Raw genomic sequence first — 12,354 nt, forward strand, 5'->3', positions numbered from 1 at the left:
CCCCCGCCCCGCCCGTCGGGGAGCTGTCCGCGCTCGCCGAGACGGCCGCGTCCGCCTGCAAGGACGCCCGCCTCGCCGCGCTCGTCGGCGTGCTGGACGAGGGCGGCCCGCACGCCCGCGTCGGCGTCCTCGCCTCGCTGCCCGCCCGCGCCGACGTGGAGACGGCCCTCACCGAGGTCGCCACCCGGATCCGCAAGCAGTCCGGCGACACGGTGATGGCGGCCGGCTCGGTCGTGGAGACGATCCAGGACGTCCGCCGCTCGTTCCTGGAGGCCGAGCAGGTCGCCGACGTGGCCGCCCGCGGCCAGGGCGCCCGCCTCTTCTACCGGCTGCCCGACCTGCGCCTGCGCGGCCTGCTGCATCTGCTCCGCGACGACGCCCGCGTCCAGACGTTCGTGGAACGCGAACTCGGCCCGCTCCTGGAGTACGACGCCCAGCGCGGCAGCGACCTCACCCGCATCCTGGAGCTCTACCTCGAAGCGGGCCGGAACAAGGCCGTCGCCGCCCAGCAGGCGCACCTGTCGCGGCCCGCGTTCTACGAGCGCCTCCGCCGCATCGAACGCGTCCTCGACGCCGATCTCGACGACGTGGAGTCCTGCGTGTCCTTCCATGTGGCGCTGCTGGCCCTGTCGTCGGTCCGGTGGGAACGTCCCTGACCTGACCGGTGAAGGCCGTCCCCGAGAGGCGTCCTCGCGCATACGCTTTACCCATGGCGGACGCGGCATTGCATGTTCATCGGTACGGGGACCCGGCCGGGGCACCGGTCGTCCTGCTGCACGGTGTGACCGGGCATGGGGCGCGCTGGCGCCGGACCGCCGAGGGATACCTGGCGGACCGGTCCGTCCTGGCACCCGACCTGCGCGGCCACGGCCGCTCCACGCACGAGCCGCCGTGGACGGTCGAGCGGCACGTGGCCGACGTCCTGGCGATGATGGACGCCGAGGGCGTCGACCAGGCCGACTTCGCCGGGCACTCCTACGGCGGGATGATCGCGCTGCACCTGGCGCGGACGGCGCCCCGGCGGGTGCACCGGCTCATCCTGCTGGACCCGGCGATCGGGCTCGACCCGGCGAAGGCGGCCGAGGAGGCGCGCGGCTACCTGGCGGCGCCGTCGTTCGCCGACGCCGCCGAGGCGCGCGCCCACCGCGCGGAGGGCTGGTCGCGGTCGCCGGCCGAAGCCGTGGACGACGAGGTCGCCGAGCATCTGGAGCACGGCCCGGACGGGCGGCTGCGGTGGCGCTTCGAGCCCGCGGCGGTGGTGACGGCCTACTCGGAGATGGCCCGGCCGCACATCGCGCCGCCCGCCGGCATGCCGACGCACCTGGTGATCGCGGCGGAGGCCGACCTCGTCCGGCCCGAGTTCGTGGTGCACCTGCGCGAGGCGCTCGGGCCCGGTCTCGTCATCAGCGAGATCGAGGCCGGGCACATGCTCTACCTCGACCGGCCGGAGGAGACCGGAACGCTGCTCGGCGCGTGGCTCAGCGGAGCAGACGCCGGCCGGTGAGCGGCGGCAGGGTCAGCGGGGTGTGCAGGCCCGGCGGGGCCTCCGCCACCGCCGGAAGGGCGCTGACCATGCGCAGCGCGGCCGCGCCGCCGGGGCCGGCGACGTCCAGCCGCCAGGGCGGCTCGCCCGCGATCTCGACGCGGTGACCGCCTGCCTCACCGAACGGGGCCGCCGGCCAGTGCGGGGCGACGTCCGCGCGCGCCCGCAGCACGCGCTCGACGGTGATCACGGGACGGCCGCGCAGCAGGCCCGACACCTGGAGCCGCACCCCGGCGATGGTCCCCTTGGCGATCCGGCCGATGTCCTCGGGGGCCGCGCACAGCTCGTAGGTCTCGCACACGTCGTCCAGCGGGACCCCCAGGTGCTCGGCGAGCAGGCGGACGACGGGACCCCACGTCCGCCTGGGCGTGCCCGGCCTGGCCATCGGCGGCCGGTGGCCGACGGGATCGCCGAACCCGGCGAACTCGGAGCGGCCGAACTCGGCGATCTTTAGGCCGTCGATGCGCAGGCAGGCCCCGCTGAGCAGCAGCGGGAGCACGTCGTGCACCAGGCCGGGCCCGGCGGTGAGGCAGGCGGCGCCGCCGGTCGCGCACGCCGAGCGGAGGCGGCGGACGAGGCCCCGGTCGGCGGACGGCGGATGGACCAGCGCGGGCAGGACGTCCGAGACCACGCCGATGCCCGCCTCCAGAAGGCGGCACAGCTCCGCGGCCACGTCACGTCCGGCGGACGCGGTGTGGCAGACGACGTGGGGCCGCCGGGCGAGCAGCGCCGCCGGGTCGTCTGTGGCGGGAACGCCGAGGGGACGGCCGGCTCCGGCCAGCTCCGCGGCGTCGACGCCGACATCGCGGACGGTCCCGGTGACGACACCGGCGAGTTCGAGTTCCGGGTTCCCGATGATGGCGCCGAGCGCCCGCCTGCCGACGGTCCCGGTGCCCCACTGACCGACGAGATAGGACATACCACCACCTTTCGACCAAGCGCTAGGTCAAGTGCCGGCGCATTGTAGGCATGCTCCTCCGGCCAGGACGAGACCCCCGCGGGACGTACATCGGTGCGCTGTCGGGGAAGGACACCTTGGTGACACTTCGCACGGGTTCGCGCACCTTCGGGGTGGAAGAGGAGCTGCTCCTCGTCGACCCGGGCAGCGGTGCGCCGCAGGCCGCCTCCGGCTCCGTCATCCGCTACGCCCGGCGCCACGACGAGCTGTTCCTGACCGGCGGCCAGCGGTCGAACCCGCTGGAGACCGAGCTGCAGCGCGAGCAGCTGGAGACGGCGACCCCGGTCTGCGCCTCGCTCGGCGAGCTGTCCGAGCACATCCGGTCGGCGCGGCTGGCGGCCGCCAAGTCGGCGGCCGGGGTCGGCCTCTCCGTCGCGGCGCTGGCGACGTCGCCGGTCAGCGTCCGCCCGTCGCTCACCCCGTCGCACCGCTACCTGCGGATGGCCGACGCCTACGGCCCCACCGCCGACGAGCAGCTCACCTGCGGCTGCCACGTCCACGTCGGCATCGACTCCCCGGACGAGGGCGTCGCCGTCCTGGACCGGATCCGGCCGTGGCTGCCCCCGCTGCTGGCGCTCAGCGCGAACTCGCCGTTCTGGCAGGGCGCCGACACCGGCTACGACAGCTGGCGGCACCAGGTCTGGGGCCGCTGGCCCTCCAGCGGCCCGACCGAGCTGTTCGGCTCGGCGGGGCAGTACCGGGCGACGGTCGAGGCGCTGCTCGCGACCGGCGCGCTGGTCGACGAGGGCATGATCTACTTCGACGCCCGGCTGTCCCGCCGCTACCCGACCGTGGAGATCCGCGTCCCGGACGTCTGCCTGGACGTCGACGACGCCGTCCTGATGGCCGCGTTCGTCCGGGCCCTCGTCGGCACCGCCGCGGACGCCTGGCGACGGGGCGAGCCGCCCGACCCGGTCCGCGCCGACCTGATGCGGCTGGCGATGTGGCGGGCCGGACGCTCGGGCCTGCGCGACGACCTCGTCCACCCGCACACCCGCCGCGCCGCCCCCGCCCAGGAAGTGGTCGGCGCCCTCCTCGACCACCTGACCCCCGCGTTAGACCGCTCGGGCGATCTGGAAACCGTCACCTCACTTCTCCGGGGTCTCCTGCAGCGCGGCAACGGCGCCCAACGCCAGCGCGCCACCTTCACCCGCTCACACGACATCGGCGCCGTCGTGACGTTCGCCGTCCGCCAGACCATGTCGGTCTGATTCAGAAGAATCGCAAAATGCCCCGACACCTCGACGACACCGCCCTTGAGATGTCCCCGGTAGTGGCCAACTGCGCGATGAACCGCGAAAGGCGCCTCGACGGCTACACCCGCGAACTGGGCATCGACGTCCTCGCCGAACTGGGCGACGGCCGCTGGCTCGACCTCTGCTGCGGCACAGGCAGAGCCCTGACGGAAGCCGCCACCGCCCGCCCGACCGCAAAGATCACCGGCATCGACCTGGTGGACCACTTCACCCCACTGAAGGGCTCACTCAACCTGATCACAGCCTCGGTCACCACCTGGACGCCGGACGCCCCGTCCGACCTGATCACCTGCGTCCACGGCCTGCACTACATCGGCGACAAGCTGGGCGCCCTGACCCGCGCAACCACCGCATCTCCCTACGCGGCCGCCGAGAAATCCCTCCCCTACCGCTACCTGAGCGCCGACGACCAGGCCGGCCCCAACTACACGGGCCAGCCCGCCGTCGACTCCCACTACACGCGGACGACCGCTGATCCAGGGCAGCGCAAGTGCGACAGGAGCGAACAAAAGGACGCCACCTGACGTCGACTCGTCCATGAGGCATTGCCCGGCCGCCGGCCTGGGGCCACGGCACCGCGGCCCCGGGCCGTTACGCGACTACATCAGCCACCACCCCGGCCACGCACCGACCCGAACAATCGCGATCGCGTCCGAAGGCAGGTTTCGAGCTTGCGAGAAACCTGATCGCGCAGCGAGCCGCAAGGCGAGCCGGAGCGATGCAGCGATCGCACGCGTTTATCGACGATGGAGGGCCGCCAGGCCCGAAGGAGGAGATGAACGCCTTTGGAACGGCAGGTACCTTTCGGCGCGGCGGGGGCGGGAGAGGAGGCCGGTGGACTCGACGGCGAGGATGCGGTCGAAGCGGAAGGCGCGGACGCCGCGGCGCATGCGGCACCAGCCGACGAGGTACCAGTGGTCGCGGTGGACGAGGCAGGTGACGGGCTCGACCTCGCGGATCGTGACGTTGGCGCCGGCGTCGCCGTAGCAGAGGCGGACGACGCGGTGCTCGGTGATGGCGGCGGCGACCACGCGGGCGCGGTCGGAGGTGGAGGCGTCCAGGGGCGTGGTGAGGGTGGCGAGCGTGGTGGTGACCACGTCGTCGTGGGGGGTGGCGTCGAGGAGTGTGTGCAGGGCGCGGCGCGCGGTGGTGGCCTGCGGGCCGGTGCCGAGGTGCGCGAGCGAGAGCGCGAGGGCGGCGATCTCCGCCGCCGTGAGCGCGGCCGGCGCGGTGGGTGCGGTCTGGGGGTGCGTCGCAACGTTCGCCATGGTTCGATCATACGTTCGAACACTGACATTTTGGAGGTTCCGGGACCGGTCCGGCGGAGTCGCGTGACGCGGCGCGGGACCATGATCGGCCCCGTGGTTGAGAAGGCGGCCCCGCATGCGGAAAACTGAGGCACCTAAACGTGCTCTATTCGGGGGAATCGGGGGCGAACATGGGCCAACCGTGGACCGGCGGCGTTGAGTGACGCGCGCGTGGGCCGGCCCCCCATGAGCCGAGACGAGGCGGACGCGTCGCTCGCGCGCCTCCTGGACGAGAAGGAGCGCATCGGCGCGGCCCTGCTCGAACTGGAGGCCCACCAGGGCTACCAGCTGCTGGAGGGCGCGGCGCTGGACGGCGAGACGCTGCGCGTCCAGTCCGACGTGCGTTCCCGCATGGCGTACCTGTGGCTGCTGTTCGACCTGTACGGACGCGTCCTCGGCGCCGCCGAGGACCTCCGGGCCCGGCACGGCAGGCCGGGGCAGGCGCAGCTCGCCGAGCTCACCCGGCTGCTCGACGGCCCGTCGGTGGAGCTGCCCGCCAAGGAGGTGCCGCTGGAGCGGCGGACGCTGCTGTCCGTCCCGTCCGGCGAGACGCTGACCCTGCGGGCGGCCGTCGACCGGATGACGCCGCTGTACGAGGAGGTCGCGCAAGCCGTCGCCGGGCTCGACACCGTCTGGTCGACGCTGCTGTCCCGGCTCGCGGAGGTCGAGGCGGAGCGGCGCGCCGTCGACGAGCTGCTGGCCTCGCTCGGCGGGGTGGAGCCCGGCTTCGACCGCCTCCGCGCCGAGCTGGAGGACGTCGCCGCGACCGTCCGCGCCGACCCGCTGGCGCTGGCGCGGGACGGCCTCGCCGACACCGCCCGGCTGGACGGGGTCCGCACCGGCCTCGCCGCGCTGCGCCGCACCCTGGAGGAGGCGGAGCGGCTGCGCGACGGGTTCTCCGGCCGGATCCGCGGCGTCGCGGGCGCGCTGGAACTGCTGCGCGAGGCCGAGGCGGAGGCGCGCGCCGTCCGGGACGAAGTGCGCGCGAAGATCGCCGCCCCGGTGCTGCCGGACCTGCCCGCGTCCGCCGCCGCGCTCGCCGACCGGCTCGCCGCCGTCACCCGGCCCCGGTCCGGCGCCGCGCGCGGCGCCGGCTGGAACGACGTCGCGGCGCGGGTCGCCGACCTGGAACGCGCGGCGGACACGGCACTGGCGCGGGCACGGGAGACCACCGGCGTCATCCGGGGGCTGCTCGACCGGCGCGAGGAGCTGCGCGGCCGGTTGCGGGCCTACCAGGTCAAGGCCGCACGGCTCGGCCACGCCGAGGACGCCGAACTCGCCCGGATCTACGAGCAGGCCCGCGAGCTGCTGTGGACCTCCCCCTGCGATCTGCGGAGGGCGACCGTGGCGCTGACCGGATACCAGCAGGCCATCACCTCGCGAGCGAAGGGAGCGGATCGATGAGCCAGTGCGCCCAGCCCGGCTGCGCCGGGACCATCTCGGACGGCTACTGCGACGTGTGCGGCAGCCCGCCGAGCGCGGCGCCGGGCCCCGCGCCGAGCGTCCCGGCCCCGCGCCCGCCCGCCGAGCAGCGGCCGGACCTGTGCGCGCAGACCGGCTGCACCGGCACGATCATGGACGGGTACTGCGACGTGTGCGGCTCGCCGCCCGCCCACACCACCCGTGTCCCGGGGACGGGAACGTCGGGGACTTCGGGGACGGCGGGCACGTACGCCAGCACCGGGACCGGCAGCACGCGGACGGGCAGCACCCGCACCGGGTCGTCGCGCTCGTCCGGCCGCCGCGGGATGCTCGGCGCCGGGCTCGTCGAGGTGCCGCGCGTCCCGTACCGGGACCCGTCCACCGCCGTGATGAGCGACCCGCAGGTGGCGGAACCGAAGCGGTACTGCAGCGGCTGCGGCGAGCCCGTCGGCCGGGGCCGCGGCGACCGCCCGGGACGGACGGAGGGCTTCTGCCCCAAGTGCGGCGCCCGGTTCTCCTTCTCGCCGAAGCTGAACCCGGGCGACCTCGTCGGCGGCCAGTACGGGGTGCTCGGCTGCCTCGCGCACGGCGGGCTCGGCTGGATCTACCTGGCCAAGGACAGGAACGTCAGCGACCGGTGGGTGGTGCTGAAGGGCCTGCTCGACAGCGGTGACGCCGACGCGATGGCCGCGGCGGCGGCCGAGCGCGCCTACCTCGCCGAGGTCGAGCACCCCAACATCGTCAAGATCTACAACTTCGTCCAGCACGAGGGCGACGGCTACATCGTCATGGAGTACGTGGGCGGGCAGTCCCTCAAGGACATCCTGCTCCAGCAGCCGCTGCCCCCCGGTGAGAAGCACCTTCCGCTCGCGCAGGCCATCGCGTACGGGCTCGAGGTGCTGCGCGCGTTCGAGTACCTGCACGCGCAGGGGCTCGTGTACTGCGACTTCAAGCCGGACAACGTGATCCAGTCCGAGGAGCAGCTGCGGCTGATCGACCTCGGCGGGGTCCGGCGGCTGGACGACCCGGACGGCGCCATCTACGGGACGGTCGGCTACCAGGCGCCCGAGATCGCCGACGACGGCCCGTCCGTCTCGTCCGACCTGTACACGGTCGGCCGGGCGCTGGCCGTGCTCAGCTTCCCGTTCAAGGGCTACACCCGGTCGTTCGCCGACTCGATCCCGCCGCGCGAGCAGATCCCCCTGCTCCAGCGGTTCGAGTCCTACGACCGGCTGCTGCGCCGCGCGACGCACAAGGAGCCGTCGGCGCGGTTCCAGGACGCGGCGGAGATGGCCGAGCAGCTGACCGGCGTGCTGCGCGAGGTCCTGGCGGCCGAGGACGGCGCGCCGCGTCCGGCGCCGTCCGGGCTGTTCGGGCCGGAGCGGTTCACCACCCGGGTGGCGGGCGGGACCGAGGACGAGTCCGCGCTGCCGCCCGTCCCGGCGGCGACGGCCGCGGCGGCGCTGCCGGTGCCGCTGGTGGACGGCGCCGACCCGGCCGCCGCGTTCGTGTCCGGGCTCGGCGCGCTGGAGCCCGCGCAGGCCGTGGAGGCGGCGGCGAACGCGCCGGAGCGCACCCCCGAGGTGCGGCTGGCGCTCGCCCGCGCGAAGATCGAGCTGGGCGCGCCCGGGGAGGCCGGCGAGCTGCTCGACGAGCTCGCCGGGGAGCGTCCCGCCGACTGGCGGATCGGCTGGTACCGCGCCGTGGGGCTGCTCGCCCAGGGCCGGGTGGACGAGGCCGCGCCGCTGTTCGACCGGCTGTACGGGCTGCTGCCCGGCGAGCCCGCGCCGAAGCTGGCGCTGGCGTACTGCCGCGAGCGGACGGCGCCGCACGAGGCCGTCCGGCTGTACGAGATGGTGTGGCGCACCGACCAGAGCTACATCAACGCGGCGTTCGGCCTCGCCCGCGTGCATCTGGCGGCGGGCGACCGGCGCGCCGCCGTGGCCGCGCTCGACGCCGTACCGAAGATCTCCATCCGCTACGTGCCGGCGCAGGTGGCGGCGGTCGCCACGGCGGTGCGCGGCCGTCCGCCCGCCGAGCTGTCGGCGGCCGAGCTGGTCGCCGCCGGCGACCGGCTCACCGCTCTGGACCTGGACGACGAGCGCCGCGACCGGCTCGCCGCCGAGGTGCTGGAGGCGGCGCTCGGCTGGCTCCTGGACGGCCCGGCCGCGCCCGGGGCGCGGGGCGGCTCCCTGTTCGACGCCCCGCTCACCGAGGTGCCGCTGCGGCGGCTGCTCGAGAAGACCTACCGGGAGCTGGCGCGCCGCACCCGCGACCGGGACGAGTGCCGCCGGCTCGTCGACTCCGCCAACGCCGTACGCCCGAGGACGCTGCTGTGACCGACGACGACCGCACCGGAACCGACCCCTCCGGCACCGACCCCGATCACGCCAAGGCGGCGGAGCGGGCCTGCCCCGCCTGCGGCGAGACCGTGTACGCCGACGAGATCTTCTGCGAGGAGTGCGGGCACCGGCTGGCCGACGCCCCGCCCGCGGCCGGGCCGCCGGGACGCGACGGCGCGACGATCCGGCAGGAGTCGTCGCCGTCCGGGCGGCGGAGGGCCGCGGGAGGCTGCTCCGGCTGCGGCGGGACGGCGATCGACGCCGACGGCTACTGCGAGCGGTGCGGGCTCCGCCAGCCCGCCGAGCGCGACCACGTGGAGGTCGAGCTGCCCGGCCACGGCGCCGGGAACGGCTCCCGCCCGGTGGTCGCGGCGGGCGCGAGCGACCGCGGCCGCCGCTACCCGCGCAACGAGGACGCGATGTGCCTCGCCGCCCACGCCGCCGGCATCGCGGTGGTGGTGTCGGACGGCGTCGGCTCCTCGCAGCGTCCGGACGAGGCGTCCCGCGCCGCCGCGGACACCGGCACCGCCGAGCTGGTGGCGCGCCTCGACTCCGGCGAGGACGCCGAGGACGCCACCCGGCACGCCGCGCTGCGGGCCGCCGCGGCGGTCGCGGCGCTCGCCGCGTCGCCGGCCGAGGCGCCGTCGTGCACGTACGTGTCCGCGGTGACGCGCGGCCCGGCGGTCACCGTCGGTTGGATCGGCGACAGCCGCGCCTACTGGCTGTCCGCGGACGGCGCGGACGCCGCCCCGGGTCCGGCCCCCGACGAGGTGGACGACGCGGAGGTCAGCACCGGCGACATGGCGGAGCTCGGCCCGTCCCGCCGGCTCACCGAGGACGACTCGTGGGCCGCGTTCATGGTCGCCGAGGGCGCGCTGACCGAGGCGGAGGCGGAGGCGCATCCGAACGCGCACGTCATCACCGCGTGGCTCGGCGCCGACGCCGGGGAGGTCAGCCCGCACGTCGCGACGTTCCGGCCGGTCGGACCCGGCACGCTGCTGGTCTGCAGCGACGGCCTCTGGAACTACTTCCCGGCGGCGCACGACCTGGCGGCGCTGCTGGCCGGCGGCCCGGACGCCGAAGGCGGCCCGGCGCACGATCCGGCTGCTGACCCGCTCGACGCCGCGCGGACGCTGGTGGCCCGCGCCCTGGACGCCGGCGGCCGCGACAACATCACGGTCGCGGTGATCCCGCTCCCCTCCCCCGGTACCCCCGACAGCCGCATCCACGAGAGCACACCGCAGAGCACGGAGCAGCCCCGATGAGCGAGCAGCCGCAGTTCACCATCTCGATCGACCAGAACAAGTTCCTGCCCGCGGGCGGACGCGAGATGCACGCCATCGTGTCCGTCGAGGCGACCGCGGCGGAGGGCGTCCCCGTCCCGTCCTCCACCCGGGCGTCCGAGGTCATCATCATCGACACCTCGGGCTCGATGTCCTACCCGGAGACCAAGCTGCGGGCGGCGGTCGCCGCGGCGCAGGTCGCGATCGACACGCTGCGCGACGGCGTGGAGTTCGCGGTCGTCTCCGGCTCCAACAACGCGTCGATGGTGTATCCGCAGCAGCCCGGGCTGGTCGCGGCGTCGCCGCGCAGCCGGGAGGCGGCCAAGCGGGCGCTGTCGGGGCTGAAGGCGACCGGCGGCACCGCGATCGGGTCGTGGCTGCGGCTGGCCGACCAGCTCTTCGACGACGTGCAGGGCGGCATCCGGCACGCGATCCTGCTGACCGACGGCAAGAACCAGCACGAGACGGACGAGGAGCTCGACGCGGTCCTGTTCCGCTGCGGCGGCCGGTTCGTGTGCGACTGCCGCGGCGTCGGCACCGACTGGGAGGTCGACGAGCTGCGCAAGATCGCCTCCGCGCTGCTCGGCAGCGTCGACATCGTCGCCGATCCGGCCGGGCTGGTCGCCGACTTCCAGGCCATGACGGAGGCGGCGATGGGCAAGTCCGTCGCCGACGTCGCGCTGCGGGTGTGGACGCCGCAGACGGCCAACCTGCGGTTCGTCAAGCAGGTCCTGCCGTCGATGGAGGACCTCACCGGCAAGCGCACCGAGTCGGCGCCGCAGGCGGGCGACTACCCGCTCGGCGCGTGGGGCGCCGAGAGCCGCGACTACCACATCTGCGTGGAGGTGCCGCCCGGCGAGGTCGGCAAGGAGCTGCGGGCCGCGTGGGTGAAGCTGGTCGTGCCGGGCGCGCCGGGCGAGGAGGCGCAGGTCCTCGGGTCCGCGAACGTCCTCGCGCAGTGGACCGACGACGAGGCGGAGTCCACCCGGATCAACGCGCGGGTCGCGCACTACACCGGGCAGGCGGAGCTGGCCTCGGCGGTCCAGGAGGGCCTGCGGGCCCGCAAGGAGGGCGACTTCGACACCGCGACCGCGCGGCTCGGCCGGGCCGTGGTGCTCGCCGAAGAGGCCGGCAACGACGCGATCACCTCGATGCTGCGCAAGGTCGTGGACGTCGTCGACGTGGCGACCGGAACGGTCCGGCTGCGGCGCGACGTCGACAAGGCCGCCGAGATGGAGCTGGACACGCGGTCCAGCAAGACGATCCGGACGCGCAAGGACGAGACGGTGACCACCAGGCGGGGCGAGGGCTGAGCATGGCGAGCTGCCCCAACGGACACACCTCGCAGTCGGCGGACTACTGCGACATCTGCGGCGAGCGCATCGGCGGCTCGTCCGCCGGCGCGGGCGCGGGTACGGGCCCCGGCGCGCCCGTCCCGCAGGGCTCGCCCAGCAGCACGCCGTGCCCCGACTGCGGGACGCCGAGCACCGACCGCTTCTGCGAGGCGTGCGGCTACGACTTCGCGACCGGCGGCGGCGCGCCGACACCGCGGACGGCGCCCGCCGTGCCGGCCACCGGCGCGTCCGGCCCCGCAGCGTCCGGCCCCACAGCGCCAGGCCCCACAGCGCCGGGGCCCGCGGCACCGGGCCCCACAATGCCGGGGCCCCCGGCACCGGGCCCCGCCGCGCCGGTCCGCGGGCCGTCCGAGCCCCCGCCCGCGCCTCCCATTCCCGCGCCACCGGTCCCGGCGCCTCCCGTGCCGGCGCCACCGGTGCCCGCGCCGCCCGTGCCGACTCCGCCCGTGCCGGCTCCGCCCGTTCCCGGGACGGTGTGGACGGCGGTCGTGGCGGCCGACCGCGAGTACTACAACTCGGTCATCGCCGAGGAGGGGCCCGATTCGGCGGCGCTGTCGTTCCCGCCGTACGCGCCCGAGCGGCGGATCCCGCTCGCCGGGCAGCAGGTCCGGATCGGGCGGCGCAGCTCGTCGCAGCCGTCCCCGCCGGAGATCGACCTGCGCGAGCCGCCCGAGGACCCGGGCGTCTCCCACGTCCACGCGGTGCTGCTGGCCAAGCCGGACGGCACCTGGACGCTGGTCGACCCGGGCTCCACCAACCGGACCTGCGTGAACGGGTCCACCGAGCCCATCCCCTACAACGTGGAGGTCCCGGTCTCCGACGGCGACCGGATCCACGTGGGCGCCTGGACCACCATCACGCTCACCCGAGGCGAGGCGACATGACGGC

At 75.2% G+C, this 12,354-nt stretch carries 11 protein-coding genes; 9 read left to right on the top strand and 2 right to left on the bottom strand.

Going from position 1 to position 12,354, the window contains the following annotated elements; translation table 11 throughout:
• Together E1293_RS36620 and E1293_RS36625 are read left to right on the top strand one after the other, a co-directional pair.
• Positions 1–656, top strand: a 656-nt coding sequence (locus E1293_RS36620) for a PucR family transcriptional regulator (protein ID WP_132202981.1), incomplete at its 5' end; no start/stop codon positions are given.
• Positions 657–709: 53 nt separating this feature from the next.
• Positions 710–1,504 (top strand): alpha/beta fold hydrolase, encoded by a 795-nt coding sequence (locus E1293_RS36625; protein WP_132202983.1) that lies wholly within the window; start codon positions 710–712, stop codon positions 1,502–1,504.
• Here the strand turns inward: E1293_RS36625 and E1293_RS36630 are convergent.
• The gene (locus E1293_RS36630) at positions 1,479–2,462 is read right to left on the bottom strand and encodes an NAD(P)H-dependent amine dehydrogenase family protein (RefSeq protein WP_132202985.1); all 984 of its coding nucleotides are present in this window, start codon (positions 2,460–2,462) and stop codon (positions 1,479–1,481) included. The two genes, E1293_RS36625 and E1293_RS36630, sit on opposite strands and share 26 nt — an antisense overlap.
• 119 nt (positions 2,463–2,581) lie before the next feature.
• Between E1293_RS36630 and E1293_RS36635 the strand changes: the two genes are divergently transcribed.
• Both E1293_RS36635 and E1293_RS36640 read left to right on the top strand, forming a co-directional pair.
• Positions 2,582–3,712 carry a carboxylate-amine ligase gene (locus E1293_RS36635; protein WP_243717078.1) on the top strand — a complete coding sequence of 377 codons (1,131 nt, stop codon included), beginning with the start codon at positions 2,582–2,584 and terminating at the stop codon, positions 3,710–3,712.
• Positions 3,713–3,729: 17 nt separating this feature from the next.
• The gene (locus E1293_RS36640) at positions 3,730–4,281 is read left to right on the top strand and encodes a class I SAM-dependent methyltransferase (RefSeq protein WP_132202989.1); all 552 of its coding nucleotides are present in this window, start codon (positions 3,730–3,732) and stop codon (positions 4,279–4,281) included.
• 213 nt (positions 4,282–4,494) lie between these two features.
• On the opposite strand, the gene E1293_RS36645 is transcribed toward E1293_RS36640, so the two are convergent.
• Positions 4,495–5,025 (bottom strand): helix-turn-helix transcriptional regulator, encoded by a 531-nt coding sequence (locus tag E1293_RS36645; RefSeq protein ID WP_132202991.1) that lies wholly within the window; start codon positions 5,023–5,025, stop codon positions 4,495–4,497.
• Positions 5,026–5,250: 225 nt separating this feature from the next.
• On the opposite strand from E1293_RS36645, the gene E1293_RS36650 reads away from it, so the two are divergent.
• From E1293_RS36650 to E1293_RS49820, 5 genes are read left to right on the top strand one after another with little or no spacing between them, the layout of a single operon-like run.
• A complete protein-coding gene (locus tag E1293_RS36650) occupies positions 5,251–6,468 on the top strand; it encodes a hypothetical protein (protein WP_132202993.1) in 1,218 nt (405 codons plus the stop codon).
• Positions 6,465–8,825: a serine/threonine-protein kinase gene (locus tag E1293_RS36655; RefSeq protein ID WP_132202995.1), complete on the top strand. Its 2,361-nt coding sequence runs from the start codon at positions 6,465–6,467 to the stop codon at positions 8,823–8,825. The genes E1293_RS36650 and E1293_RS36655 overlap by 4 nt, the downstream gene beginning before the upstream one ends.
• Positions 8,822–10,093 (top strand): protein phosphatase 2C domain-containing protein, encoded by a 1,272-nt coding sequence (locus tag E1293_RS36660; RefSeq protein WP_132202997.1) that lies wholly within the window; start codon positions 8,822–8,824, stop codon positions 10,091–10,093. The genes E1293_RS36655 and E1293_RS36660 overlap by 4 nt, the downstream gene beginning before the upstream one ends.
• Positions 10,090–11,424 (top strand): vWA domain-containing protein, encoded by a 1,335-nt coding sequence (locus E1293_RS36665; protein ID WP_132202999.1) that lies wholly within the window; start codon positions 10,090–10,092, stop codon positions 11,422–11,424. The genes E1293_RS36660 and E1293_RS36665 overlap by 4 nt, the downstream gene beginning before the upstream one ends.
• A gap of 2 nt (positions 11,425–11,426) precedes the next feature.
• Positions 11,427–12,350, top strand: coding sequence for an FHA domain-containing protein (locus E1293_RS49820; RefSeq protein WP_132203001.1), 924 nt, complete (start codon positions 11,427–11,429; stop codon positions 12,348–12,350).
• The last annotated feature ends 4 nt before the right edge of the window (positions 12,351–12,354 follow it).

Origin of the sequence: Actinomadura darangshiensis (assembly GCF_004349235.1) — a bacterium.
In the GTDB taxonomy this organism is placed as follows: domain Bacteria; phylum Actinomycetota; class Actinomycetes; order Streptosporangiales; family Streptosporangiaceae; genus Spirillospora; species Spirillospora darangshiensis.

Coding starts and splice junctions, on each gene's coding strand:
- E1293_RS36625 (WP_132202983.1), top strand. CDS start 710: ATGGCGGACGCGGCATTGCATGTTCATCGGTACGGGGACCCGGCCGGG.
- E1293_RS36630 (WP_132202985.1), bottom strand. CDS start 2,462: ATGTCCTATCTCGTCGGTCAGTGGGGCACCGGGACCGTCGGCAGGCGG.
- E1293_RS36640 (WP_132202989.1), top strand. CDS start 3,730: ATGCCCCGACACCTCGACGACACCGCCCTTGAGATGTCCCCGGTAGTG.
- E1293_RS36645 (WP_132202991.1), bottom strand. CDS start 5,025: ATGGCGAACGTTGCGACGCACCCCCAGACCGCACCCACCGCGCCGGCC.
- E1293_RS36650 (WP_132202993.1), top strand. CDS start 5,251: ATGAGCCGAGACGAGGCGGACGCGTCGCTCGCGCGCCTCCTGGACGAG.
- E1293_RS36655 (WP_132202995.1), top strand. CDS start 6,465: ATGAGCCAGTGCGCCCAGCCCGGCTGCGCCGGGACCATCTCGGACGGC.
- E1293_RS36665 (WP_132202999.1), top strand. CDS start 10,090: ATGAGCGAGCAGCCGCAGTTCACCATCTCGATCGACCAGAACAAGTTC.
- E1293_RS49820 (WP_132203001.1), top strand. CDS start 11,427: ATGGCGAGCTGCCCCAACGGACACACCTCGCAGTCGGCGGACTACTGC.